28 protein-coding genes and 1 pseudogene are annotated in these 22,991 nt (G+C 69.5%); 21 read left to right on the top strand and 8 right to left on the bottom strand.

Annotation, left to right across the window (positions count from 1 at the left end; translation table 11 throughout):
• Positions 1-258: aminotransferase class III-fold pyridoxal phosphate-dependent enzyme (locus ABDW61_RS24275; RefSeq protein WP_343642462.1), on the bottom strand; the 258-nt coding region annotated here is incomplete at its 3' end.
• A 240-nt stretch (positions 259-498) separates the two neighbouring features.
• Between ABDW61_RS24275 and ABDW61_RS24280 the strand changes: the two genes are divergently transcribed.
• The 3 genes from ABDW61_RS24280 (at position 499) to ABDW61_RS24290 (ending at position 2,797) form a co-directional block, all read left to right on the top strand.
• The gene (locus ABDW61_RS24280; protein ID WP_091723465.1) at positions 499-834 is read left to right on the top strand and encodes a DUF3579 domain-containing protein; all 336 of its coding nucleotides are present in this window, start codon (positions 499-501) and stop codon (positions 832-834) included.
• Between the two features lie 104 nt (positions 835-938).
• A complete protein-coding gene (locus ABDW61_RS24285) occupies positions 939-1,994 on the top strand; it encodes a M14 family zinc carboxypeptidase (RefSeq protein WP_343642464.1) in 1,056 nt (351 codons plus the stop codon).
• Positions 1,991-2,797 carry an alpha/beta hydrolase gene (locus tag ABDW61_RS24290; RefSeq protein ID WP_343642466.1) on the top strand — a complete coding sequence of 269 codons (807 nt, stop codon included), beginning with the start codon at positions 1,991-1,993 and terminating at the stop codon, positions 2,795-2,797. The genes ABDW61_RS24285 and ABDW61_RS24290 overlap by 4 nt, the downstream gene beginning before the upstream one ends.
• Before the next feature lie 197 nt (positions 2,798-2,994).
• On the opposite strand, the gene rpsT is transcribed toward ABDW61_RS24290, so the two are convergent.
• Positions 2,995-3,291, bottom strand: a complete 297-nt coding sequence (gene rpsT / locus ABDW61_RS24295; RefSeq protein ID WP_067066702.1) for a 30S ribosomal protein S20 — start codon at positions 3,289-3,291, stop codon at positions 2,995-2,997.
• A gap of 136 nt (positions 3,292-3,427) precedes the next feature.
• Between rpsT and murJ the strand changes: the two genes are divergently transcribed.
• The 8 genes from murJ (at position 3,428) to ABDW61_RS24335 (ending at position 11,286) form a co-directional block, all read left to right on the top strand.
• The gene (gene murJ, locus ABDW61_RS24300) at positions 3,428-5,002 is read left to right on the top strand and encodes a murein biosynthesis integral membrane protein MurJ (RefSeq protein WP_343642468.1); all 1,575 of its coding nucleotides are present in this window, start codon (positions 3,428-3,430) and stop codon (positions 5,000-5,002) included.
• Between the two features lie 47 nt (positions 5,003-5,049).
• Positions 5,050-5,826, top strand: coding sequence for a transglutaminase-like domain-containing protein (locus tag ABDW61_RS24305; RefSeq protein ID WP_343642470.1), 777 nt, complete (start codon positions 5,050-5,052; stop codon positions 5,824-5,826).
• A gap of 157 nt (positions 5,827-5,983) precedes the next feature.
• A complete protein-coding gene (locus ABDW61_RS24310) occupies positions 5,984-6,658 on the top strand; it encodes a DnaA/Hda family protein (RefSeq protein WP_343642472.1) in 675 nt (224 codons plus the stop codon).
• A gap of 48 nt (positions 6,659-6,706) precedes the next feature.
• Positions 6,707-7,375 (top strand): HAD family hydrolase, encoded by a 669-nt coding sequence (locus ABDW61_RS24315; RefSeq protein WP_343642474.1) that lies wholly within the window; start codon positions 6,707-6,709, stop codon positions 7,373-7,375.
• Positions 7,372-9,006, top strand: coding sequence for a polynucleotide adenylyltransferase PcnB (gene pcnB / locus ABDW61_RS24320; protein WP_343642476.1), 1,635 nt, complete (start codon positions 7,372-7,374; stop codon positions 9,004-9,006). Before ABDW61_RS24315 ends, pcnB begins: the two co-directional genes overlap by 4 nt.
• Positions 9,003-9,515, top strand: coding sequence for a 2-amino-4-hydroxy-6-hydroxymethyldihydropteridine diphosphokinase (folK, locus tag ABDW61_RS24325; RefSeq protein ID WP_343642478.1), 513 nt, complete (start codon positions 9,003-9,005; stop codon positions 9,513-9,515). The genes pcnB and folK overlap by 4 nt, the downstream gene beginning before the upstream one ends.
• An 85-nt stretch (positions 9,516-9,600) precedes the next feature.
• Positions 9,601-10,248 (top strand): DUF47 domain-containing protein, encoded by a 648-nt coding sequence (locus tag ABDW61_RS24330; protein WP_343642480.1) that lies wholly within the window; start codon positions 9,601-9,603, stop codon positions 10,246-10,248.
• A 27-nt stretch (positions 10,249-10,275) separates the two neighbouring features.
• The gene (locus tag ABDW61_RS24335; RefSeq protein WP_343642481.1) at positions 10,276-11,286 is read left to right on the top strand and encodes an inorganic phosphate transporter; all 1,011 of its coding nucleotides are present in this window, start codon (positions 10,276-10,278) and stop codon (positions 11,284-11,286) included.
• A gap of 42 nt (positions 11,287-11,328) precedes the next feature.
• Here ABDW61_RS24335 and ABDW61_RS24340 read toward each other — a convergent pair whose 3' ends face one another.
• Together ABDW61_RS24340 and ABDW61_RS24345 are read right to left on the bottom strand one after the other, a co-directional pair.
• The gene (locus ABDW61_RS24340; RefSeq protein WP_343642482.1) at positions 11,329-11,802 is read right to left on the bottom strand and encodes a TM2 domain-containing protein; all 474 of its coding nucleotides are present in this window, start codon (positions 11,800-11,802) and stop codon (positions 11,329-11,331) included.
• On the bottom strand, positions 11,799-12,383 hold the full coding sequence (locus tag ABDW61_RS24345; protein WP_343642483.1) for an N-acetyltransferase family protein: 585 nt from the start codon (positions 12,381-12,383) through the stop codon (positions 11,799-11,801). Before ABDW61_RS24345 ends, ABDW61_RS24340 begins: the two co-directional genes overlap by 4 nt.
• Positions 12,384-12,656: 273 nt before the next feature.
• Here ABDW61_RS24345 and rpsP point away from each other — a divergent pair, with 273 nt between their 5' ends.
• The 6 genes from rpsP to ABDW61_RS24375 all read left to right on the top strand — a co-directional run bounded on the left by rpsP (position 12,657) and on the right by ABDW61_RS24375 (position 16,897).
• Positions 12,657-12,929 (top strand): 30S ribosomal protein S16, encoded by a 273-nt coding sequence (rpsP, locus tag ABDW61_RS24350; RefSeq protein ID WP_343642485.1) that lies wholly within the window; start codon positions 12,657-12,659, stop codon positions 12,927-12,929.
• Positions 12,930-12,950: 21 nt separating this feature from the next.
• Complete coding sequence (gene rimM / locus ABDW61_RS24355) at positions 12,951-13,547, top strand: ribosome maturation factor RimM (protein ID WP_343642487.1); 597 nt, start codon at positions 12,951-12,953, stop codon at positions 13,545-13,547.
• Positions 13,548-13,568: 21 nt separating this feature from the next.
• Complete coding sequence (gene trmD / locus ABDW61_RS24360) at positions 13,569-14,360, top strand: tRNA (guanosine(37)-N1)-methyltransferase TrmD (RefSeq protein ID WP_343642489.1); 792 nt, start codon at positions 13,569-13,571, stop codon at positions 14,358-14,360.
• 217 nt (positions 14,361-14,577) lie between these two features.
• Positions 14,578-14,946 carry a 50S ribosomal protein L19 gene (gene rplS, locus ABDW61_RS24365; RefSeq protein ID WP_091723501.1) on the top strand — a complete coding sequence of 123 codons (369 nt, stop codon included), beginning with the start codon at positions 14,578-14,580 and terminating at the stop codon, positions 14,944-14,946.
• Between the two features lie 133 nt (positions 14,947-15,079).
• On the top strand, positions 15,080-15,862 hold the full coding sequence (locus ABDW61_RS24370; RefSeq protein ID WP_343642491.1) for a CoA pyrophosphatase: 783 nt from the start codon (positions 15,080-15,082) through the stop codon (positions 15,860-15,862).
• 45 nt (positions 15,863-15,907) lie between these two features.
• Positions 15,908-16,897 (top strand): CobD/CbiB family protein, encoded by a 990-nt coding sequence (locus ABDW61_RS24375; RefSeq protein ID WP_343642492.1) that lies wholly within the window; start codon positions 15,908-15,910, stop codon positions 16,895-16,897.
• A gap of 5 nt (positions 16,898-16,902) precedes the next feature.
• On the opposite strand, the gene ABDW61_RS24380 is transcribed toward ABDW61_RS24375, so the two are convergent.
• Genes ABDW61_RS24380 through ABDW61_RS24390 form a run of 3 tightly spaced genes read right to left on the bottom strand, consistent with a single transcriptional unit; the run spans position 16,903 to position 18,856 of the window.
• On the bottom strand, positions 16,903-17,682 hold the full coding sequence (locus ABDW61_RS24380) for an SDR family NAD(P)-dependent oxidoreductase (RefSeq protein ID WP_343642493.1): 780 nt from the start codon (positions 17,680-17,682) through the stop codon (positions 16,903-16,905).
• A gap of 44 nt (positions 17,683-17,726) precedes the next feature.
• The gene (locus ABDW61_RS24385; RefSeq protein ID WP_343642495.1) at positions 17,727-18,374 is read right to left on the bottom strand and encodes an RluA family pseudouridine synthase; all 648 of its coding nucleotides are present in this window, start codon (positions 18,372-18,374) and stop codon (positions 17,727-17,729) included.
• A 5-nt stretch (positions 18,375-18,379) separates the two neighbouring features.
• Complete coding sequence (locus tag ABDW61_RS24390) at positions 18,380-18,856, bottom strand: tyrosine-protein phosphatase (protein ID WP_343642496.1); 477 nt, start codon at positions 18,854-18,856, stop codon at positions 18,380-18,382.
• A 132-nt stretch (positions 18,857-18,988) separates the two neighbouring features.
• Here ABDW61_RS24390 and ABDW61_RS24395 point away from each other — a divergent pair.
• The 4 genes and pseudogenes from ABDW61_RS24395 to ABDW61_RS24410 all read left to right on the top strand — a co-directional run.
• Positions 18,989-19,393 (top strand): annotated as a pseudogene (locus tag ABDW61_RS24395) (VOC family protein); the annotation flags it as partial.
• A 468-nt stretch (positions 19,394-19,861) separates the two neighbouring features.
• A complete protein-coding gene (locus ABDW61_RS24400) occupies positions 19,862-20,311 on the top strand; it encodes a questin oxidase family protein (RefSeq protein WP_343642517.1) in 450 nt (149 codons plus the stop codon).
• A complete protein-coding gene (locus ABDW61_RS24405; RefSeq protein ID WP_343642497.1) occupies positions 20,308-21,558 on the top strand; it encodes an MFS transporter in 1,251 nt (416 codons plus the stop codon). Before ABDW61_RS24400 ends, ABDW61_RS24405 begins: the two co-directional genes overlap by 4 nt.
• Positions 21,555-22,262 (top strand): transcriptional regulator, encoded by a 708-nt coding sequence (locus ABDW61_RS24410; RefSeq protein WP_343642499.1) that lies wholly within the window; start codon positions 21,555-21,557, stop codon positions 22,260-22,262. The genes ABDW61_RS24405 and ABDW61_RS24410 overlap by 4 nt, the downstream gene beginning before the upstream one ends.
• Before the next feature lie 165 nt (positions 22,263-22,427).
• Here ABDW61_RS24410 and ABDW61_RS24415 read toward each other — a convergent pair whose 3' ends face one another.
• Positions 22,428-22,901, bottom strand: coding sequence for a thioesterase family protein (locus tag ABDW61_RS24415; protein WP_343642500.1), 474 nt, complete (start codon positions 22,899-22,901; stop codon positions 22,428-22,430).
• Positions 22,902-22,991 lie beyond the last annotated feature (90 nt).

The following is a 22,991-nucleotide window of genomic DNA, read 5'->3' on the forward strand; positions in this document are numbered from 1 at the left end:
CTCCTGCAGCGGGACGTGGTAGTAGTTGCTGGTGTGGATCAGCTTGCCCACCTGGTCCCGCAGCGCCGCCACCAGCCTCGGATGGTTGTGTCCGAGCGTGTTGACGGCGATCCCGCCCAGGCCGTCCAGGTATCGTCGGCCGGCCGTGTCCCACACCCAGGCGCCTTCGCCGTGCGACAGGGCGATCGGCAGGCGGCCGTAGGTTTGCATCACATGGGGTTCGGTCGGGGCGGCGAACGAGGAGTCCGGGGCGTTCATCAAGTCTCCAAAGTGGGAGGGTGGAGGAAAGGAGCGATCGATTCTACGGGTCGACCCTGGCGGGCGAAGAGATTCCTCCTGGACAGCCAGCGCAGCCACGCTGACCAGCGGGCGAGCAGAAGTCCACGCGTGCTGCGCCGCAACACATCCGAGGCACAATATCGGTTTTGCCTGCCGCGGTTGACCTTCGTCAAAAGGAGTGTCGCGTCCGCTGCAGCCGGGACGCAGACCGAGTAGCCAATGACTGAGCAGCCCAAGCCGCGAGAAGTGTTCATCCAGGGAATCACCACGGATGGTCGCACCTTCCGCCCGAGCGACTGGGCCGAACGTCTTGCCGGCGCCATGTCCTGCTTCCGTCCCGGCGGCACCCGCAGCGGCCGCGATGCCTACCTCGGCTACTCCCCCTACTGCGTGCCGCGCGTGGTCAACGGGGTCAAGTGCGTCATCGTCAACGAGGCGCTGAAGTCCGTCGAGCCGATGGCCTGGGACTTCGTCATGAACTTCGCCCGCGACAACAAGCTGCAGGTCGTCGATGCCTGCCTGCTGCCCGACGGGCGCGAATCGGGCAAGGCCTGAACCCTTGACAGCTTGAGCCGGCTGGCCCGATCGGGCCATCGCGCGGAATCGCCGCAGCGCCTACGCTGCGAGGTTCGCTGCGACATCCCGACCAGGCCGCCGACATGGCCGTCTCCACCGCCGACGCGGCCCCGCGGGCCGCCGCCGTCCTGCCGGAATTGCAGGAACTGCTGCGCCTGATCGACCAGGGCGGGCCGACGGTCCGCGCGCGCGAGCTCGCGACCGTGTCCACCGCGCGCGGTGAGCTGCCGGTGATCGGCGTGACGCTGGGCAATCCCGATCCCTGCGTTCCGGCGCTGGCCTTCATCGGCGGCGTCCACGGGCTGGAGCGCATTGGCGCGCAGGTGGTGCTGGCCTACCTCGGCAGTCTGGTGCGGCGCCTGCGTTGGGACCTGAGCCTGCATCAGCAGCTGGAATCGCTGCGGCTGGTGTTCCTCCCCGTCGTCAATCCGGGCGGCGTGCTGGCCGGCTCCCGCGCCAATCCGCAGGGCGTGGACCTGATGCGCAACGCCCCGCAGGACGCCGAGCACGGCGTGCCGTTCCTGATCGGCGGACACCGGCTGACGCGGCGGCTGCCGTATTTCCGGGGCGCGTCCGGCGCGCCGATGCAGGCCGAGAGCGACGCGCTGTGCCGCTTCGTCCGGGAGGAACTGCTGGGGCGGCCGGTCTCGGTCTCGATCGACTTCCACAGCGGCTTCGGCCTGCGCGACCGGATCTGGTTCCCGTATGCACGCAGCCGCAGGCCGATGCGGCATCTTGCGGAAGTCCATGCGCTGTGCGAGGTGCTCGATCAATGTCTCTGGCCGCACCCCTATGTGATGGAGCCGCAGAGCCGGCATTACCTGACCCATGGCGATCTCTGGGACCACCTCTACGACGAGTCGCTGACCCTCGATCGAGGGATCTTCCTGCCGATGACGCTCGAAATGGGGTCATGGCTGTGGGTCAAGAAAAATCCTCGGCAGCTACTCTCCCGGCACGGCATGTTCAACCCGCTGATCGAACATCGACAGCAGCGCGTGTTGCGACGGCACATGGCTTGGATGGACTTCATGACTCGCGCGACGCAGAGCGCATTCCGGTGGTTGCCGGGGCCGGACACACGAATCGATCACGGGGAGCAGGCGTTGATCCGCTGGTATCGGAGGAGTTTCCGATGAGCGAGCACACTTGGGTGCTGTTGCGGGGCCTGACCCGCGAGAGCGCCCATTGGGGCGATTTCCCCGCGCGTCTGCAGCGGGCGCTGCTGGTGCAGCAGCCGGGCGCCCGGCTGGAGTTGCTCGATCTGCCGGGCAACGGGGACAAGTATCGGCAGAGCAGCCCGACGCACGTCGACGCGATGATGGAGGACTGCCGCGCCGAACTGGCCCGGCGCGGCGTGCCGCCGCCGTATCAGGTGCTGGCGATGTCGCTGGGCGCGATGGTCGCGAGCGAGTGGGCGGCGCGCCATCCGCGGGAGCTTGATGGCGTCGTGCTGATCAACACCAGCCTGAGGCCGTTCAGCGCGTTCTTCCGCCGCTTGCGGCCCTCCAATTACTGGACCCTGCTGATGCTGAGCCTGACGCGCCTGAGCCTGCGCCGGCGCGAGGCCAAGGTGCTGCAGCTGACGACCCGTCTGCAGCGGGAGCCGGATCGGGTGATTGATCAGTGGGTGTCGATTCAGCGCTGTCGTCCGGTGCGCCGGCGCAATGCGCTGCGCCAGTTGCTGGCGGCTGCGCGCTATCGCGCCAGCCTGGCCAGGCCCGAGCCGCCGATGCTGCTGCTCTGCAGCCAGGGGGACACGCTGGTCGACTGGCGTTGCTCGCAGGCCATCAGCCGCGCCTGGGGCGCGCCGCTGCGCCTGCACAAGCATGCGGGGCATGACCTGCCCCTGGACGATGGTGACTGGGTCGCGCGCAATGTTGTGGATTGGCTCCACGTGCGCGAGGTGGTGGGCCAGATCACCACGCCGATGCCGCTCTGATTCTGACGTGCCGACGACCGCGGCTTCGAGCGGCTTCGGGTTGGGATGCAGAGCTAGGCGCGGACCGGAGCCATAGCAGCGCTATGGCGAGGATCCGCAACGACGCTATGCGCCCAACCCGAAGTCGCTCGGAGCTGCGGGAATGAAAAAGCCCGCCGGGTGGCGGGCTTTTCATGCACCAGAGCTGGATTTGGCTATCAGGCGGCCAGCGCCTTGATCTTGGCGGACAGGCGGCTCTTGTGACGAGCTGCCTTGTTCTTGTGGAAGATGCCCTTGTCGGCGACGGAGTCGATGACGGGCTGAGCGGTCTTGAACAGGTCGGCGGCCTTGGCCTTGTCACCCGTGACGATCGCCTTTTGCACGTTCTTGATGACCGTGCGGAACTTCGAACGCAGCGCCGAGTTGGCGGCGTTCAGCTTGACGTCTTGACGTGCGCGCTTGCGGCCCGAGGCCAGACGCACGGTTTTCTTCTTGGCTTTGGAAGAGCTTGCCATTGTCTTATGGGTCCAGTTGGTGCAAAGACGGCGAGTATAGCAGCCAGGAATTGAAAAACCAAATCGGAGGGATTGCGGCGCGCCCGGACACCCATAATGCGCGGTCGCCCGCCGGGCGTCCCCGACTGTCCGCTGAATGAATCTGCTGCGCACTGCCTCCCTGGTTTCGGTCTTCACGCTGTTGTCCCGCATCACGGGGCTGGTCCGCGAACAGATGGTGGCGGGGCTGTTCGGCGCGAACGCGATGACCGACGCCTACAACGTGGCGTTCCGCATCCCCAACATGCTGCGGCGGCTGTTCGCCGAGGGCGCGTTCTCCCAGGCCTTCGTGCCCGCGCTGGCCGCGGCGCGGGCGCGCGATGGCGACGCGGCCACGCGCAGCCTGATCGACGCCGTCGCCACGGTGCTGCTGTGGGCGCTGCTGGCAACCTGCGCGATCGGCGTGATCGGCGCGCCGGCGCTGGTGTGGGGGCTGGGCGCGGGCCTGTCGCCCGATGCCCACGACGCCGCCGTCGTCATGACGCGCTGGATGTTCCCGTACATCGGTTTCATGTCGCTGGTGGCGCTGTCGGCGGGCGTCCTCAATACCTGGAAGCGCTTCATCGTGCCGGCCGTCACGCCGGTGCTGCTGAACCTGGCCTCGATCGCCGCTGGCTACGGCCTGGGCCCGTGGCTGGGCCGCCATGGCTACGAGCCCATCTACTCGCTCGCGGTCGGCGTGATGATCGGCGGCGTGCTGCAGTTGGCGGTGCAGGTGCCGGCGCTGCTCAGGCTGGGCCTGATGCCGCGCTTCTCCTTCAGTTGGGGGGGGCTGCGCCGCGCCGTCGCCGACGAAGGCGTGCGCCACGTGCTGCGCAAGATGGGGCCGGCGCTGCTGGGCGTCGGCGTGGCGCAGCTGTCGCTGCTGATCAACACGCAGATCGCGATCTCGGTGGGGGAGGGCGCCGCCTCGTGGCTGACCTACGCGGACCGGCTGATGGAATTCCCCACCGCGCTGCTCGGCGTCGCCCTGGGCGTCGTGCTGACGCCGCAACTCGCGGCCAGCCAGGCCAAGGGCGACACGGCCCACTACTCGGGCCTGCTCGACTGGGGTCTGCGCCTGACGCTGCTGCTGGCGCTGCCCTGCGCGGTCGCGCTGCTGGTCTTCGCCGAGCCGCTGGTGGCGGTGCTCTATCAGCGCGGAGCCTTCCATGCTGCCGACGTCGCCCACACCGCGCGCGCGGTGATGGGTTACGGGCTCGGCCTGATGGGGTTGGTCGCGATCAAGGTGCTGGCGCCCGGCTTCTATGCGCGGCAGGACACGCGCACGCCGGTGCGCATCGCCGTCGGCGTGCTGGTGCTGACGCAGGTCTTCAATGCGATCTTCGTCTTCGGCCTGAAGATCGGCGTCGCCGGGCTCTCGCTGTCGATCGGACTGGGCGCCGTCGTCAACGCCTGGCTGCTGCTGCGCGGGCTGCGCCAGCGCGGCAGCTACACGCCCGAAGCCGGCTGGCCGATGTTCCTCGCGCGCGTCGTCGTGGCGAGCGCCGCGATGGGGGCGCTTCAATGGTGGCTCGCCGGCCACTTCGACTGGGTGGGCGGCCGTGGCGGGGCGTTCGAACTGACGCGGGCCGGCTGGATGGCCTTGAGCCTGGGCGGCTCGGCCTTGCTGTACTTCGGCGTGCTGCTGCTGTCCGGCTTGAACCTGCGCCAGTTCGCGCGCCGGGCCTGAGTTCGCGCCGCGCGATGCCGGTCATCCTGAAAGCGTAGACTCGACGCATGAGTTCGCCTTTGCAGTGGACGGTGCCGTCGGCGCTGGACTATTTCTCGACGCTGGTTGCCGACGACGACACGCTCAACCTGGCCGAGGCCGCCACCGCGATCGCGCTGGACGACGTGCCCCGGCTGGACGTGCAGCAGGTGATGGCGGAGCTGGACCGCCTCGGCGAGCGGCTGCGGCTGCGCCTGCCGGCCGACGCGCCGCCCAGCCACCGGCTGCGCATGCTCAACCAGTACTTCCACGGCGAGCTGGGCTTCGCGGGTAACGTCAACGACTACTACGCCGTCGGCAACAGCTACATCCATCAGGTGCTGGCCACTCGCCGCGGCATTCCCATCACGCTGGCCATCATCTACATGGAGCTGGCCTCGCACGTGGGGCTGCGGGTGAAGGGCGTCAGCTTTCCGGGCCACTTCCTGATGAAGCTGCGGCTGCCGCAAGGCGAGGTGGTGCTGGACCCGTTCAGCGGGCGATCGCTGGGCCGCGGCGAGCTGGACGAGTTCCTCAGCCCCTGGCGCGAACGCGCCGAGTTGATGCCGCAGGAGCCGATGTCGCTGGATGCCTTCCTCGGGTCGGCGTCGTCGCGCCAGATCCTGGCGCGGATGCTGCGCAACCTGAAGCAGATCCACACCGACCAGCACGATCTGCCGCGGCTGCTGGCCGTGCAGCGCAAGTTGGTGGCGCTGCTGCCGCAGGACCGGCTCGAGCGGGTGGAACTCGAGCAATGCCTGCAGCAGATCCGTGACGCCGGCGGCGGCCCCGCCCCCCTGCATTGAAGGGACGGCACCGGGCGATTCCTCGCCATCCTCCACCCTTCGGGGGCGGGTCGTCCGAAGGGCGCCAGATCGCCCCGCTTAGAATCCCCCACTTCCTGAGGGGCTGGCCCCTGCTCCGCGGCCGTGGAGCTCCCCCTCCATCCAACGCTGAAGTGGTTTGAAGCAGATCCCGCTGTCGCTCGGTCCCGAGCCCGACTACACCTTTGACACGCTCCTCACCGGCGCCAATACCGCGGCCCTCACGCATGTGCTGGGGCTGGGCGGGGGCTCGCCGCCGGTGTTCCTCTGGGGGCCGCCCGGCAGCGGCAAGACGCACCTGCTGCGCGCGCTCGCGCAGCACTGGCAACAGGCCGGCGCGCAGGTGGGCTGGTACGACGCCGACACGCCGCTCCCCTGGGAACTGCCTACCCATCCCAGCCTGCTGCTGCTGGACGACACGCAGCGCTTCGACGCCGGCCAGCAGCACGCGGCCTTCGCGCTGTTCGTCGAGGCCGCGACGCTGGGCCTGGCGGTGGTCTCCACCGGCACCGCGCCGCCCATCGACCTGGCGCTGCGCGAGGACCTGCGCACCCGGCTCGGCTGGGGGCCGACCTTCGCGCTGCAGCCACTGTCGGAAAACGAGGTCCGCGCCGTGCTGCGCCGCGAGGCCGACCGCCGCGGCATCGCGCTGGCCGACGATGTGATCGACTACCTGCTCAACCGCTACGCCCGCGACCTCAAGCACCTGATGACGCTGCTGGACGGGCTGGACGAGTTCGCGCTCGCCAGCAAGCGCGCCGTCACGGTGCCGCTGCTGCGCCAGATGCTCGCCGACCAGGGGGCGCTCGCCTAGGCGCGCCACCGGTTGCAACGATTTCAAGCTTTTTCAAGGACGCTCGACGTGGACCTGACCCTGTTCGACCTCGACGGCACGCTGATCCCGCAGGACTCCGACCATGCCTTCGGCGGCTACATGGTGGACATCGGCTGGGCCGACGGCGCCGCCTGGGCCGCCCGCAACGACGAGTTCTACGCCCAGTACCAGCGCGGCCAGCTCGACCTGGACGAGTACGTCGAGTTCGCCACCTCCGTGTGGCGCGCCCGCCCGCTGGCCGAAGCCGAGGCCGCCCGCGAGGCCTTCATGGCCCGGATCATCGCGCCGATGTTGCGCGACAATGCGCGCGCGCTGGTGCGGCGCCACCTCGATGCCGGGGACCTGGTGGCCGTCGTGACCGCCACCAATGAATTCGTGACCGCGCCGATCGCCAAGGCCTTCGGCGTCGACCACCTGATCGCGGTGCAGTTGGAGCGCGATGCGGCGGGCGCCTTCACCGGGCGCGTGCGCGGGACCCCGTCCTTCCAGGCGGGCAAGATCGTGCGCGTGAACGAGTGGCTCGCGGACCAGGGCCGGCGCTGGGAGGATTTCGAGCGCGTGCATTTCTACAGCGACTCGATGAACGACCTGCCGCTGCTGGAGCGGGTCAGCCATCCGGTGGCGACCAATCCGACCGCGGCCCTGGAGGCGCTGGCGCGCGAGCGCGGCTGGCCAATCTTGAAGCTCTTCGAATGATTAAAAAACTGATCAACAAGCTGTTGGGCAAGCCCGAGGGGACGGCCACGCCGCTGGGCAAGCGGGTGGAGATCGCCGCCGAGGAGCACCGCATCGACCCGGCCCTGCTCGACGAGCGCGGCGTCAAGGTCGTCAAGGGGCTGTCCGACGCGGGCTTCGAGGCCTACATCGTCGGCGGCGCGGTGCGCGACCTGCTGCTGGGCCGGCGGCCCAAGGATTTCGACGTCGCCACCGATGCCACGCCGGAGCAGGTCAAGAACCAGTTCCGCCGCGCCTTCATCATCGGCCGGCGCTTCCGCATCGTGCACGTCGTCTATGGCCGCGGCCGCGAGCACGAGGTCATCGAGGTCTCGACCTTTCGCGCGCTGCTCAAGGAGGACGACGCCGAGCAGGTGCAGGGCAACGAGAAGACGTCCAAGGGCGCGCTGGAGGGCAAGTCGCACGTCGTCGACGCGTCCGGCCGCGTGCTGCGCGACAACGTCTGGGGCCCGCAGATCGAGGACGCCGCGCGCCGCGACTTCACCGTCAACGCGATGTACTACGACCCGCAGCGCGAGCTGGTGGTCGACTACCACGGCGGCCTGGCCGATGCGCGCAAGAAGGTGCTGCGCATGATCGGCGACCCCGAGACGCGCTACCGCGAGGACCCGGTGCGCATCCTGCGCGCGGTGCGCTTCGCCGCCAAGCTGGGCTTCACGATCGAGCCCAAGACCCGCGCCCCGATCGCGGCGATGGCGCCGCTGCTCGCCAACGTGCCGCTGTCGCGGATGTTCGACGAGATGATCAAGCTGCTGCAGACCGGCCATGCGCTGGCCAGCATCGAGGAACTGCGCAAGCAGGGCCTGTCGCGCGGCGTGTTCCCGATCCTGGACGCGGTGCTCGACAAGGAAGGCCGGCTGCCGGAGAACGTGCACGGCAAGTTCGTCCGGCTGGCGCTGGAGGACACCGACAGGCGGGTGGCCGAGGGCCGCTCGGTGGCGCCGAGCTTCATGCTCGCCTGCATGTTGTGGGGTGAGGTCCAGCAGCGCTGGAAGCGCCTGATCGATGGCGGCGAGGGCCCGGTGCCGGCGCTGCAGCAGGCGATCGACCTGGTCTTCGACGCGCGCGTGGGCGACATCTCCGGCCGCGGCAAGCTGGCCGCGGACATGCGCGAGATCTGGATGATGCAGCCGCGCTTCGAGCGCCGCACCGGCAGCGGCCCGCACCGCCTGATCGAGCAGCCGCGCTACCGCGCGGGCTTCGACTTCCTGGCGCTGCGCGCCGAGGCGGGCGAGATCGATCCGGCGCTGGCCGACTGGTGGGAGGACTTCGCGCTGGGCAGCGAGGATGACCGCCGCGCGCTGCTCGACCAGGCGCGCGAGACGCAGCGCCAGGGTGGCCCCCGCAGCAAGCCCAAGGCGGGCGGCGGGCGCGTGCACTCGCTGCCGCGCGGCGCGGTCAGCGGGGAATCGGCGGCGGCGCTGCCGCTGGCTCCGGACCACGCGGAGGTCGACGGCGGCGAAGGCGGCGAAGGCGGGGAGGGCGGCGCGCCCAATCCGGCCAGGAAGCGCCGGCGCCGCCGCAAGCCGAAGGGCGCGGGCGGCGGCGAGTCTTCGGGCGCTCCCGCGGGCGCCGCTTCCGGCGACGAATGATCACGGCCTACGTCGGCCTGGGCGCCAACCTGGGCGACCTGCGGCGCACGCTGGAAGCGGCGCTGGCCGATCTGGCCGATGTTCAGGGGCTCACGCTCGATGCCGTGTCGAGCGCCTGGCGCAGCGCGCCGGTGGACTGCGAAGGCCCCGACTATCTCAATGCGGTCGCGCGCGTGCGCACCGATCTGGCGGCGCTGGCCCTGCTCGACGCGCTCCAGGCCATCGAGCGGCGCCACGGGCGCGAGCGGCCCTACGTCAACGCGCCGCGCACGCTCGACCTCGACCTGCTGCTCCATGGCGACGAGCTCCTCGCGCTCGAACGCCTGACCGTGCCCCATCCGAGGCTGCATCAACGCGCCTTCGTCCTGAAGCCCTTGCTCGAGCTGGATCCGGCGCTGCACGCGCCGGGTCTGGGGGCGCTGGGGGCGCATCTGCCCGCCGTCGCCGCACAGGCGATCGAGCGCGAGGTCGAGCCGTTGCGCCGGCCCCATGGCTCGTTCGGGCCCTAGGCCGCTACACTTGCGGGTTTTCCGTGACGCGGAAATGAACCATTTGTGACGATCCGGCGTGGATCGCACGGCGCGGAGCCCCCCCATGTTTTTCGGCAAGCTGCTGCCCCGAGAGGGCAATTTTTTTGAACTGTTCAATGAGCACGGCACGCAGATCGTCGAAGGCGCGCGCGCCTTCATGCTCATGATCCAGAACTACAACGACCTGACGCTGCGCGAGAAATACGCCGCCGAGGTCGACAAGGCCGAGCACCACGCCGACCGCATCACCGCCGAGGTGAACCGGCTGCTGCACCGGACCTTCATCACGCCGATCGACCGCGAGCAGATCCACGGCCTGATCAACGCGATGGACGACATCCTGGACCTGCTGCAGGATTCGACCGAGACGATGCAGCTCTACGACGTGCGCTCCATCCCCGAGGAAGTGCTGCGCCTGGGCGAGCTCTCGGCCAAGTGCTGCGAACGCGTCAAGCATGCCGTCTCGCTGCTGCCCAAGCTGAGCGAGCCGCAGACCACCGAGGCCGCCATCAAGGCCTGCGAGGAGATCGACAAGCTCGAGTCCGACGCCGACCGCGTGATGCGCGCCGCGATGTCCAAGCTGTTCCGCGAGCAGGAGGACGTGCGCGAGCTGATCAAGCTCAAGGCGATCTACGAGCAGCTCGAGTCGATCTCCGACCGCTGCGAGGACGTCGCCAACCTGATCGAGGGCATCGTCCTCGAGAACTCCTGATCCCGCGGACCGTTAGGAGCTTCTCCCATGGGAACGATGCAGGTGGCCTTCTGGGTCGTGGCCATGCTCGTGGTGCTGGCCGTGCTGTTCGACTTCATGAACGGCTTCCACGACGCGGCCAACTCGATCGCGACGGTCGTCTCGACCGGCGTGCTCAAGCCGCAGCAGGCGGTGCTGTTCGCAGCCTTCTTCAACGTGATCGCGGTGCTGGTCTTCGAGCTGAAGGTGGCGGCGACGATCGGCAAGGGCTCGATCGATCCAGGCATCGTCGACCACCACGTGATCTTCGGCGCGCTGATCGGCGCGATCGCGTGGAACGTGATCACCTGGTTCTACGGCATTCCGTCGAGCTCGTCGCATGCGCTGATCGGCGGCCTGGTCGGCGCGGCGATCGCCAAGGCGGGCACCAAGGGCCTGATCATGAGCGGCATCGGCAAGACCGTGCTGTTCATCTTCGTGTCGCCGCTGCTGGGCTTCCTGCTCGGCTCGCTGCTGATGGTGGCGGTGGCCTGGCTGTTCCGCCGCAGCTCGCCGCTGCGCGTGGACAACTGGTTCCGGCGGCTGCAGCTGGTGTCGGCGGGCCTGTACAGCCTGGGTCACGGCGGCAATGACGCGCAGAAGACGATCGGCCTGATCTGGATGCTGCTGATCGCGTCGGGCTACGCCAGCGCCGGTGAACACGCGCCGCCGACCTGGGTCATCGTGGTCTGTTATCTGGCGATCGGCATGGGCACGATGTTCGGCGGCTGGCGCATCGTCCGCACGATGGGGCAGAAGATCACCAAGCTCAAACCGGTGGGCGGCTTCTGCGCCGAGACCGGCGGCGCCATCACGCTGTTCCTGGCCACCGCGCTCGGCGTGCCGGTGTCGACGACGCACACGATCACTGGCGCCATCGTCGGCGTGGGCTCCACGCAGCGCGCCTCGTCGGTGCGTTGGGGCGTTGCGGGCAACATCGTCTGGGCCTGGATCTTCACGATCCCGGCGTCGGCGTTCATCGGCGGACTGTTCTACTGGATCAGTTTCACGGTGTTCTGATCCTGCCCCACCGGGTCTCGCCAGCGGCGAGACCCGGCGCCGTCATTGGCTGATCTCCCGGGCGGCTTCGACCTGGGATTCGAAGTAGCGCTGCGCGGAGAAGGCGATCGTCGCCATCAGGCAGGCCCCGCCGACCATCAGGCAGGCGATCACACCGAGGATCGGCAGCCAGCCGGTCTTGCGCACGGGCTGGCCCGGGTTGAAGCGCTCGGCCCAGCGCTCGTCGGGCATCAGCCCGTAGACGATGCCGGCCAGCATGCTCTGCGCCAGCATCAGGCCCAGCACGGGGATCAGGAACCAGGCGGTGACGTCGTCCTGGCCCAGCGTGTCCATGCGATGCACGCCGTAGAGCCCCAGCAGCGTGGGCAGCGGATGCAGCCAGCCGAGCCGGTCGCCGAAACCGTGCAGGTAGAAACGATGCGCCCCGAGGCTGCCGAGCGCGAAGCTCAGCCAGGTGGCGACGGCCTTGGACTTGGATTCCGCCGGACCGCCGGCGCTCGGGGCGGCGGCACTCATGCGGAGGGGGTGGTGGCGGGCGCGGCGGTGGCGCCGGTCGGCGAACTGGTGTCGCCCTGTCCCAATTGGCGTTGCATGAGCACGACGTCCAGCCACTTGCCGAACTTCCAGCCGGCGGCCTTCATGACGCCGATGTCCTCGAAGCCCTGGGCGCGATGCACGCCGATCGACCCGAGGTTCTGCGAATCGCCGATCACCGCCACCATCTGGCGCGCGCCGGCGGCCTCGCAGCGCGCGATCAGCTCCGCCAGCAGCAGCCGGCCCACGCCCTGGCCCTGGGCCTGCGGGGAGAGATAGATCGAGTCCTCGACGAAGTAGCGATAGGCCAGGCGGGGGCGGAAATAGTTGGCGTACGCGAAGCCCAGCACCTGTCCGTCACGCTCGGCGACCAGATAGGGCAGGCTGCGGCTGAGGACCTCGGTGCGGCGGCGGGCCATCTCGGCGCGGTCCGGCACGTCGGTCTCGAAGGTGCCGGTGCCGTGCAGCACCGCATGTTCGTAGATCTGCTGGATCGCGGCGATGTCGCCTTCCAGGCTGGGGCGGATCAGGAGAGGGGCGGAACTGCTGGTGGTTGTCGTCATTGGTGGCGGAGGACAAAGCGTCAGGAGCGAGTTTATAATGCCGGGTTTTGGTGCCGACCCTCGGGTGTGGCTGTCAGGCTTCGAAGCTTCCTGATCCGAAGTTTCCGGGGCGATGGACGGACCGGGGGTGTATCTACGGCGCCAGCTTGCGGCTCTTTGTGGGGATTCGTGCGCGACACACGCGCCCCCTGACGGAGACGGCCGATTCAACTCTGCTTGCCCGCTGTGTGTCCCTGTGGTGCGGTGGAACGCCAAAAGACTGAAGGATAGATCATGGTCGTGATTCGACTCTCCCGCGGTGGCTCCAAGAAGCGTCCGTTCTACAACATCGTCGTGACCGACAGCCGCAACCGCCGTGATGGCCGCTTCATCGAGCGCGTCGGCTTCTACAACCCGGTCGCTTCCGGCAACGCCGAAGGCCTGCGCATCGCCCAGGACCGCGTGTCGTACTGGGTTGGCGTCGGCGCCCAGCTGTCGCCTGCCGTCGCCCGCCTGGTCGACGTGGCCAAGAAGGCCGTGGCCCCCGCCGCTGCCGCGGCCGCCTGATTCATCGACGGATTCCCATCGATGAAGCAGACGCCCGATGACGTGATCGAGAGTTCTTCGGCCTTTCCGGAGGACGCCATCGAAGTCGGGCGCGTGCTGGACGCCTGGGGCATCAAGGGCTGGCTGAAGATCCTCAGCCACTCCGCCGATGCCCAGGCGCTTTTTTCTTCCCGCCGCTGGTTTCTCAAGCCCAGCGAGAAGGCCCTGCCGGGCAAGCCGCACGTCGTGCCGCCCGTGCTCAAGATCCTGTCGGTCCGCGATCACGCGGACGGGATCGTCGCCCAGGCCGAGGGCATTGCCGACCGCAACGGCGCCGAGGCCCTGAAGGGCGCCCGGATCTTCGTCTCGCGCAGCACCTTCCCGGACGCCGGCGAGGACGAGTACTACTGGGTCGACCTGATCGGCATGTCGGTCATCAACAAGGATGGCAAGACGCTGGGCGAGGTGACCGACCTGATCGACACCGGCCCGCACTGCGTGCTGCGCATCGTCCCCGCCGGCATGAGCGCGCCGGTGAAGCCGGACGAGGAAATCCTCATCCCGTTCGTGAACGCATTCGTCGGCACGGTCGACAAGGCGGCGAAGACCATCGCCGTCGACTGGGACACCGACTACTGAAGCCGCCGGGCCCGCACGCCCATGCGCTTCGACGTCCTCACCCTCTTTCCCGAGCTCTTCGACCCCTTCCTGCGGGTCGGCGTGACGCGCCGCGCGTACGAGAGCAAGCAGGTCGACGTGCGCCTGTGGCAGCTGCGCGACTTCGCCGAGGACAACTACCGCCGTGTCGATGACCGCCCGTTTGGCGGTGGTCCGGGCATGGTGATGCTGGCGGCGCCGCTGGAGCGCGCGCTCGCCGCGGTGAAGGCCGACCGCGCGGTCCAGACGCCGGGCACGCCGGCGGTGATCCACTTCAGCCCGACCGGGCGCAAGCTGGACCAGGCGCTGGTGCAGGAACTCGCGCGAGGCGAGGGCGCCATCCTGCTCTGCGGCCGCTACGAAGGCATCGACCAGCGCGTGCTGGACCGCCACGTGACGATGGAGGTCAGCCTGGGCGACTTCGTGCTTTCCGGCGGCGAACTGCCGGCGCTGGCGATGCTGGATGCGCTGACTCGCCTGCAGGAGGGCGTGCTGAACGACGCCGCCTCGCACCAGCAGGACAGCTTCTCGGACGGCCTGCTCGACTGCCCGCACTTCAGCCGCCCCGAGGTGCTGGAGACACCCGAAGGCCCCTTGCCGGTGCCGCCGGTGCTGCTGTCGGGCCACCACGCGGAAATCGCGCGCTGGCGCCGCGAGCAGTCGCTGGCCTTGACGCTGCGCCGCCGGCCGGAGCTGATCGAGGCCGCGCGGCGCGAGGGCCGGCTCGACAAGAAGGACGAAAAATTCCTGGCGTCGCTGACGGGCTCTGGCGCGCGCAAACCGGGCGGCGTTTGACGATCGCTCCTGCACGTCTATAATCGCCGGTTTTGCCGATCCTCTACCGGGTTGATGGGGCAAGGGCAGCACAGGGCATCGTCGTCAGACATGATCCAAGGGGCTGTTGGTTGAATCCCCACGCGGGCGGCGCTCAAGAAGTCTTCAGAAGGCTTTCGAAAGCGGCCAGTCCTGGAATCGTCCTGATTCACGCCGGCATGATCACCAGGAGATCCTCGTGAATCTGATCCAGACCCTCGAGCAAGAAGAAATTGCTCGCCTGAACAAGACCATCCCCGCTTTCGCCCCCGGCGACACGGTGATCGTGAACGTGAATGTCGTCGAAGGCACCCGCAAGCGCGTGCAGGCTTACGAAGGCGTCGTGATTGCCCGCCGCAATCGCGGTCTGAACTCCAACTTCATCGTCCGCAAGATCTCGAGCGGCGAAGGTGTTGAGCGCACGTTCCAGCTGTACAGCCCGCTGATCGCCTCGATCGAAGTGAAGCGCCGCGGCGACGTCCGCCGCGCCAAGCTGTACTACCTGCGTGAGCGTTCGGGCAAGTCGGCGCGCATCAAGGAAAAGCTGTCCTTCAAGGCCGCCGAATAATCCTCGGCACGCGCCCCCCTCAAAGCCGCTCCAAGGCCCTGCCCGGAGCGGCTTTGTCGTTTCCGGCGTCCAATCGGGGCTTGGCTTCCCGAGCCCCCACGAACAGGTCCGCCGCAGCGGACGCACGCCCCGCATGTCGACGCCTCTCCCCAGCCGTCCCGCCATCCGCGATCCCCGCGTTGTTCCCGTCATCGGCACCGATGCCCACCTGCCCGCCATCGCGCGTGAGCGCCTGACGCCGGCCTGGCTGCGCGACCGCTTCCTGCATCCGCCGGCGCTGGCGCCGGAGATTCCCGGCGATGGCGGCGTGTTTCCGGGCCGCACGGCGACGCAGGCGGCGGTGCTGGTGCCGCTGGTGCAGCGCGCCGAAGGCCTGCAGGTGCTGCTGACGCAGCGCACCGCGCACCTGCGCGACCATGCCGGGCAGATCAGTTTCCCCGGCGGCCGGGCCGAGCCCGAGGACGGCTCCCCCGAGCGCACCGCGCTGCGCGAGGCCCAGGAGGAGATCGGCCTGGAGGAGCGTCATGTCGACCTGATCGGCCAGTTGCCGGTCTACCGCACGGTGACGGCCTACGAGGTCACGCCGGTGGTGGCGCTGATCCGCCCCGGCTTTTCGCTGCGGCTGGATGCGTTCGAGGTGGCGGAGGCCTTCGAGGTCCCGCTCGAATTCCTGATGAACCCCGCGCATCACCAGCGCCACAGCTTCGAGTACGACGTCCCCGGCATGACCGGCGATGACGGCGGCCCGTTGAAGGGCCGGCGGCAGTTCCTGTCGATGCCCTGGACGGGGCCAGGTCTTGCGGTCTCCAACGCCGATCCCGACGTGGGTCTGACGCCCGCCGCGCCCAAGGAGTTCTTCATCTGGGGCGCGACCGCCGCGATGTTGCGCAATCTCTACCGCTTCCTTCAAGGCTGAAGCTCCCCCTGCCGAGGGTGTGGCGGGCCGCTATCATCCCGGGCCATGAACTTCTTCGCGGTCTTGCTGGCGCTGGTGTGCGAGCAGCTCAAGCCTCTGCCGCACGGGAATCCGGTCCACCAAGGCATGATCGCCTGGGTGCGCTGGACCGGGCGCAACTTCGACGCGGGACGGTCGCATCACGCGGCCGTCGTGTGGACGATCACCGTCGTCGGACCGGCGCTGCTGGTCGGCGCGATCTACGCGCTGGTGCGGCCCTACAGCCTGCTGCTGTCGCTGGCGCTGGACGTGCTGGTGCTCTACCTGACGCTGGGTTTCCGCCAGTTCAGCCATTACTTCACCGACATCCGCGACGCGCTGGAGCGCGGCGACGAGCTCGAAGCCCGCCGTCTGCTGGCCGAGTGGCGTCACCTGGACGCCAGCGAGCTGCCGCGCACCGAGCTGCTGCGCCACGTGCTGGAGCACTCGCTGCTGGCGGCGCACCGGCATGTCTTCGGGGTGTTTTTCTGGTTCGTGCTGTTCTCGACGCTGGGCCTGGGCCCGGCCGGCGCGGTGCTGTACCGGATGGCCGAATTCGCCGGCCGCTACTGGGCCTTCAAGAGCCGCACGCTGGACGCGCCGACGAACGAGCGGCTGATGGAGCTGTCGCGCAAGCTGTTCGGCATGATCGACCACATCCCGGCGCGGCTGACCGCGACGGGCTTCGCGATCGTGGGCAACTTCGAGGAGGCCGTCAGCGCCTGGCGCCGCGACGCGGCGCTCTGGGCGCATGACAACGAGGGCATCATCCTGGCCTCCGCCGCGGGCGCGGTGGGCGTGCAGCTGGGCGGCAGCGCCGCGCCGGGCGTGACGCCGGACCGCAGCAAGACCTTCGAGTCCGGCGGCGACATGGACGCCACCCGCGCCGAAGGCTCCACCGGCGGTGTGCCGCCGCAGCTGGGCCACCTGCAGAGCGTGGTGGGCCTGGTCTGGCGCTCGGTGGTGCTGTGGATGATGCTGCTGGCGCTGCTGACGCTGGCGAACCTCGTCGGCTGAGCGCCTCAGGCGTCGCGCACATCGGCCAGCACTTGCTGGCCGAAGTCGTTTCTGGCGAGGAATTTCAGCACCCGCGCCGCCGTGTCCTCGGCGCTGGCGAGCTGACCCTCGGCCTTGAACGCCGCGAAGCGGTCGCGGTCGGGGAACCTGGATGCGTCGCCGCCGCGCAGCTGCGCCTGCATGTCGGTGTCGATGATGCCCGGCGCCAGCGACACGACGCGCGCGGCGCGCTCGCCCTTGGCGGCCTTGTGCTCCTCGTCGAGCGCCATCGCGCGGCTGAGGTTGTCCATGCCGGCCTTGGCCGCGCAATAGACGGCGCTGCCGGCCATCGCGCGGCGGCCCAGGCCGGAGGAGATGTTCAGCACCTTGCGCTGGACCGGCCAATCGCGCGTGGCGTCGAGGAAGGCGGCGCTGAGCAGCAGCGTGGCCTCCAGGCCGACGCGCATCGCCGACGACAGCGTCTCCAGCGCTTCCCCATCGATCGGTCCGGGCGGCGGCACGACGCCGGCGTTGTTGATCAGCGTCGCGGCGGCCCAGTTGCTGGGCTGCGTGCGCAGCCAGTCGGCCAGGTGCTGCGCGATGGTCAGCGGATTCGCGAGATCGGCCTGCCACTGCTGCAGCGCGAGGCCACGCTCGTGAGCGAAGCGCTCGAGCGCCTCGCTGCGGCCGCGGGCGATGCCGACGACGAGATGGCCGGCCTCGAGCGACTGGCGCGCCAGCGCCTCGCCCAGGCCGCGCGAGCTGCCGGTGACGATGGTGAGGGAATGCGGGGTGGCGGGGGACATGGACAAGACTCCTGGTCGTCGGGGAAGGGCCGCGGCGCGGACCGTCAAAAGCCGGGCGGCGACTGCAGCGAAAGCGCCGGCGCGTCGAGTACGGCGGGCAGATGCAGCTCGCGCGCATGCAGCAGCAAGCGGGGCGCCCGCGCGAGCACGTCCGGCGGCGCATACAGCGCGTCGCCGAGGATCGGATGCCCCGCGGCCAGCAGGTGCACGCGGAGCTGGTGCGAGCGGCCGGTCACCGGCTCGAGCTCGACGCGCGTGACGCCGCCTGCGGCGTCGCGATGCAGCACCCGCACGCGCGTCAGGCTGGGCTTGCCGAACGCAGGATCGATCTTCTGCCTCGGGCGGTTCGGCCAGTCGACCAGCAGCGGCAGGTCGATCTCGAAGCGGTCCTGCTCGACGATCCCCTGCACCACCGCTTCGTAGCGCTTGTCGACGAGCCGCGCGGCGAAGGCCTCGCTGAGCGCGCGCTGCATGGCCTCGCCGCGGGCGAACACGATCAGGCCCGAGGTCGCCTGATCGAGCCGGTGCACGATCAGCGCGTCGGGATATAGCGCCTGGACGCGCGCGGACGCGCAGTCCTGCTTGTGCTCGCCGCGTCCGGGCACGGACAGCAGGCCCGAGGGCTTGTCGGCGACGACGCGCCAGTCGTCCGCATGGACGATGGTCAGCGCCGGCGGCATCGGATCGCTCATGCGGCTCAGAACTGGTGGATCCAGCCGGACTGCAGCGCCGATTGCGGATTCGATCCGGCCGCGCTGACGGCGGCGAGCGCGTCCGCCGCCGTCACGCCGAGCCGCTTGAGCACGCAGGCCGCCATGGTGCCAGTGCGGCCCATGCCGGCGGCGCAATGCAGCAACGCGCGGTCGCCCAGGCGCAGGCCTTGCGCGATCTGCTCGACGCCCTGACGGAACGCCGCCGCGTCGGACGCCAGGCCGAAGTCGCGCATCGGCACATGCAGCCAGCGGAAGGGCAGACGGCCCTGGGCGACGGCCTTGTGATACGTCGGCGACAGCTCGGCGACCTCCTCGAGCGGGTTGAGGCAGACCACGAGGTTGAGCTGGTTCAGCCGTGCCTCGTCGAGGAACGCGGGCCAGGGTTCACGGCGGCCGGGCATCGACTGCAGCCACAGCCGGCCCGGGATCTCGTCGGGGAGGGGAAGGGGTCGAAACGCCATGGGCGCGATTGTCGTGTCTCCCTGCTGCGTGGAGTGTTAATCAACGGAAAGTTTATTTATTGGAGGGCTGCGGCGATCATGGCGGCACGGCAAGACGACAAGCAAGCCAACAAGCAAGCAAAGGAGCTGACGATGATCAAGATCCAGGGACTCGACCACCTCGTGCTGCGGGTGCGCGATCTGCAGGCCTCGCTGCATTTCTACGTCGACCTGCTCGGTTGCACGATCGAGCGCCGCCAGGAGGCGATCGGCCTGGTCCAGCTGCGCGCCGGCGCGCAGCTGATCGATCTGGTCCCGCTGGATGGCAAGCTGGGCAGCGCCGGCGGGGCCGGTCCGGGCAAGGAGGGGCGCAACGTCGATCACTTCTGCCTGCGCGTCGAATCGCTCGACGAGCCCGCGCTGCGCCGCTGGCTGACCGAGCGCGGCGTGACGGTCGATGCCTACGGCTCGCGCTATGGGGCCGAAGGCGATGGCCCGTCGCTGTACCTGTTCGATCCCGACGGCAACGTGCTCGAACTGAAGGGCCCGCCCTGGCCGGCGGGACTGCATGAAGCGCTCGACGAGTCGGTGCAGTACGGTCCGATGTATGGCACGGAGGCGATGCCGCTGTTCAACCATCTGCCGATGGCGCTGGGCGCGCTGGCGCGGCTTGGGGCGCCGCGTGAGGCGCTGCGGCGCCATCTCGACCACTGGGGACCGCTGTCACGCCCCGCCGCTGACGATGGCGTGGCGACGCCCTCGGTCGAGGAGGCGCTGCGGCGGGTGCTGGCCGCGCCCGAGGCGCAGGCCTTCCATGTCGCGATCCGTCTGGCCTATGCGCTGCAGTCGGGGCATCAGAAGGAGCTCGATGCCGCGCTGAAGACGACCCTCGGGCTGAAGAGCCCTCTCGGCCCGCCGGTGCCGGCGGGGCAGGGCAGTGCCAGCGTGCGGGAGGTGATCGACGCGGTGCGCGCCGATGCCGCGCTGGCGATGCCGTCGATGGGCGGCACGCTGATCACGACGCGGATGCAGCACGCCGCCGCGCTGCCGGGCTTCGACGGCTACGTCGAGCGCCCGCGCCTGACGCTGGACGCGCTCGCCGAGGCCTCGCTGGCGGTGTACCTGGCGCGCCATGGCTTCGCCTCGCTGCACCTGGTGACCGGCACGCATGCGCTGCGGGTGCTGCTGGAGGCGGCGGCCTCGCGCGGTCTCGCCGTCGACGAGGGTCAGATCTTGCGCAATGTCTGGCGCGCGTGGCTGGCCACCTATCTCGCCGAGCTGCGGCCCGCGCCGGCCTGGGCGCTGGTGCATGCGGGCAGCGCGTCGGAGGACGACTGGACGCGCGAGCTGCCGTCGCTGCACGCGTCGATGAATGATCACCGCATCAAGCTCGCCGACGCGGCGCGTGAGGAGTGGCGCCATCGTGGCTGGCCGGGGTATGCCTTGTGCCTGCGCCGGGAAGGGGCCGCAGAATGAGCGCCGTGCTGTCGACCACCGCCCCCACCGATCCGCCGGCGCCGCTGCGCCATCCGCACCTGCTGCTCTGGGCCGTCTGCGCGCTCGCGTTGATGAGCACGGCCGGCGTCGCGCTGCCGTATCCGATCCTGGCGCCGATCTTCGTGGACGGGCCGGTCGATGGCTTCACGCATTTCCTGGGCCTGCGGCCTGAGCTGCTGATGGGGCTGGCGCTGGCGGTGAATCCGGCGGGCATCCTGGTCGGCAGCCTGGTCGTCGGCCCGATGTCCGATCGCTACGGGCGGCGCCGCGTGCTCAGCATCACCATCACCGCGACGCTGATCGGCTACGGGCTGAGCGCGTTCGCGCTGGCCTCGCGGGACTATCCGCTGTTCGTGCTGTCGCGCTTCGCGACCGGCCTGACCGAGGGCAATGTCGCCGTGGTGCGGGCGCTGCTGGCGGACTGGCATCCGCAGCTGGAGCGCACGCGCAGCTTCGCGTGGCTCAACGCCAGCCTCTACATCGGCTGGCTGGTGGGCCCGCTGCTGGGCGGGTTGACGCTGCCGTGGGGCGAGGCGGTGCCTTTCATGGTCGCGGCGGCGGTGCTGGTGCCGTGCCTGGTGTTGCTCGGGCTGGGGCTGCCGGATGACCGGCCGGCGGCGGCGCCGGAGGGCGGGATGCTCGCCGCGATGCGGCGGCAGCAGTCGCTGGGGCTGGTCGTGCAGGATCCGGTGCTGCGTCATCTGGCGCTGCTGCAACTGGCCTACACGCTGGGGGTGAACGCGCTGTACGAGTTCGCGCCGCTGTGGATGCTGCAGCAGGCGGGGCTGGGCAGCCGCGGCATCGCGCTCGTGACGGCGGTGCAGTGCGCGGCGATGACGGCGGCGAGCCTGTTGGCGGCGCGCATCGGCTCGGGGCCGGCGCCGCTGCATCGGGCGGCGCGCTTCGCGGTGGTGGCGGCGGTGGGGCTGCTGGCCCTGAGCCTGGCGCCATCGTGGCTGGGGCTGGTGTTGATTCCGGCGCTGGGGATTCCGCTGTCGTTCTACAACGCGCTGATGCCGGCGTGGATGTCGGAGCGCTTCGCCGCGCATGGGCAGGGCCGCGTGATGGGGCTGCTGACGACGGTGTTCTGCCTGTCCAACACGATGATCGCGCTCATCGGCGGCGTGCTGGGGATGCTCTCGGCGCGCTGGATCATGCTGCTGGGAGGCGCCACCTGCCTGCTGGCGGCGATCGGCTTCATCCGCTTCGCGAGGCGCCATTCATGAGCCAGGGCAACGAGGAGCGGCTGCTGTTCGAGCTCAAGAGCCGCGGGCCGCAGCCGGCCGCCACGCTGGCGGCGGCGCTGGCGATCACGCCGATGGGGGCGCACAAGCTGCTGGCCAGGTTGGAGGCGCAGGGGTTGGTGGAGGCTGGCGGGGAGGATGAGCTCTTGTCCCAGCCCGCTGCCGGGCGGCGGGAGAACGAGCAGGACAGGGAGGCTGTGCCGGGGCGGGTGGGACGGCCGAGGAAGCTGTGGTCGCTGACGGCGGCGGGGCATGGGCGCTTTCCGGATCGGCATGGGGATCTCACCGTGCAGTTGATCCAGCAGGCGCGGGCGGTGTTCGGCGAGGCGGGGCTGGATCAGCTCATCGCGGCGCGGGAGAAGGACAGCGAGCAGCGCTACCGCGCCGCGTTGGCGCGTTGCCGCACGACGGGCGATCGTGTGCGCGAGCTGGCTCGATTGCGCGCCGAGGAGGGCTACATGGCGCGGGCCGAGCGGGTGGGGCGCGACTGGGTGCTGGTGGAAGATCACTGCCCCATCTGCGCCGCGGCGCAGAGCTGCCAGGGATTCTGCCGATCGGAGCTGGCGCTGTTCCAGCGCTGCCTGGGACCGGAACTGCAGGTCGAGCGCACCGAGCATCTGCTGGCCGGCGCGCGGCGATGCGCGTATCGGATCAGCGCGGCGAAAGAGGAGCTTGCGACGGAGTGACAGCGGTGTGGCACGAGCCCCCTCTCCCCTCCCTCTCCCCGCTGGGGCGAGGGGGTTAAGAGGGAGCGAGTGTCGGCACTTGCCTTGCGCAAGAACTCCCTCGCCCCCCGCGAGGGGGGAGAGGGCAGGGGAGAGGGGGGGCTCCCGCCGTCGCTCCATCGTGGTTCACGACACGATGTACGCCGCCGCCCCGGTGGCCAGCAGCCGTCCCTGTTCATCGGTGAATGCCATGCGCGTATTCGCCACGCGGCTGCCGAGTCGCATGACTTCCGCCTCGCACCGGAACAGCGGCCCGATGGCCGGCCGCAGGTAGTCCACGCGCAGGTCGATGGTGCCCAGCTTGCCGAAGCGCTGCAGCCGCTGCGTCGGCGGTTCGTCGAGATGCCTGGCCCCCGTCGCCGCCATCACCGCCAGCCCGCCCATCGCATCCAGCGTTGCGCTGATCACTCCCCCATGCAGCCGGTTGTGGGCGTAATGCCCGACCAGATCCGGCCGCATGTGGATGTGGGCTCGCACGATCTCATGCTGCAGCTCGTCGACCTTCAATCCCAGCACCTGATTGAAAGTGATCAACTGCTCGAAGATCTCGCAAAGCGCGCGGGTGAACTCGGGCTCGAAAGGGCTCTTCACATCGGTCATGGCGGCGGACCTTAGCGCAACGCCGCCGCCAAATGCAGAGCGCTCGCCCTAGAGCGCCCTGACGCCGAGGTGACAGCCTTGCGCCCCCGA

This window comes from Roseateles sp. (assembly GCF_039595595.1).
Lineage (GTDB): Bacteria > Pseudomonadota > Gammaproteobacteria > Burkholderiales > Burkholderiaceae_C > Roseateles.

What these genes read in the sequence shown, in the direction of transcription:
- ABDW61_RS24280 (WP_091723465.1), top strand. Translation starts at nt 499, where the DNA reads ATGACTGAGCAGCCCAAGCCGCGAGAAGTGTTCATCCAGGGAATCACC.
- ABDW61_RS24285 (WP_343642464.1), top strand. Translation starts at nt 939, where the DNA reads ATGGCCGTCTCCACCGCCGACGCGGCCCCGCGGGCCGCCGCCGTCCTG.
- ABDW61_RS24290 (WP_343642466.1), top strand. Translation starts at nt 1,991, where the DNA reads ATGAGCGAGCACACTTGGGTGCTGTTGCGGGGCCTGACCCGCGAGAGC.
- rpsT (WP_067066702.1), bottom strand. Translation starts at nt 3,291, where the DNA reads ATGGCAAGCTCTTCCAAAGCCAAGAAGAAAACCGTGCGTCTGGCCTCG.
- murJ (WP_343642468.1), top strand. Translation starts at nt 3,428, where the DNA reads ATGAATCTGCTGCGCACTGCCTCCCTGGTTTCGGTCTTCACGCTGTTG.
- ABDW61_RS24305 (WP_343642470.1), top strand. Translation starts at nt 5,050, where the DNA reads ATGAGTTCGCCTTTGCAGTGGACGGTGCCGTCGGCGCTGGACTATTTC.
- pcnB (WP_343642476.1), top strand. Translation starts at nt 7,372, where the DNA reads ATGATTAAAAAACTGATCAACAAGCTGTTGGGCAAGCCCGAGGGGACG.
- folK (WP_343642478.1), top strand. Translation starts at nt 9,003, where the DNA reads ATGATCACGGCCTACGTCGGCCTGGGCGCCAACCTGGGCGACCTGCGG.
- ABDW61_RS24330 (WP_343642480.1), top strand. Translation starts at nt 9,601, where the DNA reads ATGTTTTTCGGCAAGCTGCTGCCCCGAGAGGGCAATTTTTTTGAACTG.
- ABDW61_RS24335 (WP_343642481.1), top strand. Translation starts at nt 10,276, where the DNA reads ATGGGAACGATGCAGGTGGCCTTCTGGGTCGTGGCCATGCTCGTGGTG.
- ABDW61_RS24340 (WP_343642482.1), bottom strand. Translation starts at nt 11,802, where the DNA reads ATGAGTGCCGCCGCCCCGAGCGCCGGCGGTCCGGCGGAATCCAAGTCC.
- ABDW61_RS24345 (WP_343642483.1), bottom strand. Translation starts at nt 12,383, where the DNA reads ATGACGACAACCACCAGCAGTTCCGCCCCTCTCCTGATCCGCCCCAGC.
- rpsP (WP_343642485.1), top strand. Translation starts at nt 12,657, where the DNA reads ATGGTCGTGATTCGACTCTCCCGCGGTGGCTCCAAGAAGCGTCCGTTC.
- rimM (WP_343642487.1), top strand. Translation starts at nt 12,951, where the DNA reads ATGAAGCAGACGCCCGATGACGTGATCGAGAGTTCTTCGGCCTTTCCG.
- trmD (WP_343642489.1), top strand. Translation starts at nt 13,569, where the DNA reads ATGCGCTTCGACGTCCTCACCCTCTTTCCCGAGCTCTTCGACCCCTTC.
- ABDW61_RS24370 (WP_343642491.1), top strand. Translation starts at nt 15,080, where the DNA reads ATGTCGACGCCTCTCCCCAGCCGTCCCGCCATCCGCGATCCCCGCGTT.
- ABDW61_RS24375 (WP_343642492.1), top strand. Translation starts at nt 15,908, where the DNA reads ATGAACTTCTTCGCGGTCTTGCTGGCGCTGGTGTGCGAGCAGCTCAAG.
- ABDW61_RS24380 (WP_343642493.1), bottom strand. Translation starts at nt 17,682, where the DNA reads ATGTCCCCCGCCACCCCGCATTCCCTCACCATCGTCACCGGCAGCTCG.
- ABDW61_RS24385 (WP_343642495.1), bottom strand. Translation starts at nt 18,374, where the DNA reads ATGAGCGATCCGATGCCGCCGGCGCTGACCATCGTCCATGCGGACGAC.
- ABDW61_RS24390 (WP_343642496.1), bottom strand. Translation starts at nt 18,856, where the DNA reads ATGGCGTTTCGACCCCTTCCCCTCCCCGACGAGATCCCGGGCCGGCTG.
- ABDW61_RS24400 (WP_343642517.1), top strand. Translation starts at nt 19,862, where the DNA reads ATGCAGCACGCCGCCGCGCTGCCGGGCTTCGACGGCTACGTCGAGCGC.
- ABDW61_RS24405 (WP_343642497.1), top strand. Translation starts at nt 20,308, where the DNA reads ATGAGCGCCGTGCTGTCGACCACCGCCCCCACCGATCCGCCGGCGCCG.
- ABDW61_RS24410 (WP_343642499.1), top strand. Translation starts at nt 21,555, where the DNA reads ATGAGCCAGGGCAACGAGGAGCGGCTGCTGTTCGAGCTCAAGAGCCGC.
- ABDW61_RS24415 (WP_343642500.1), bottom strand. Translation starts at nt 22,901, where the DNA reads ATGACCGATGTGAAGAGCCCTTTCGAGCCCGAGTTCACCCGCGCGCTT.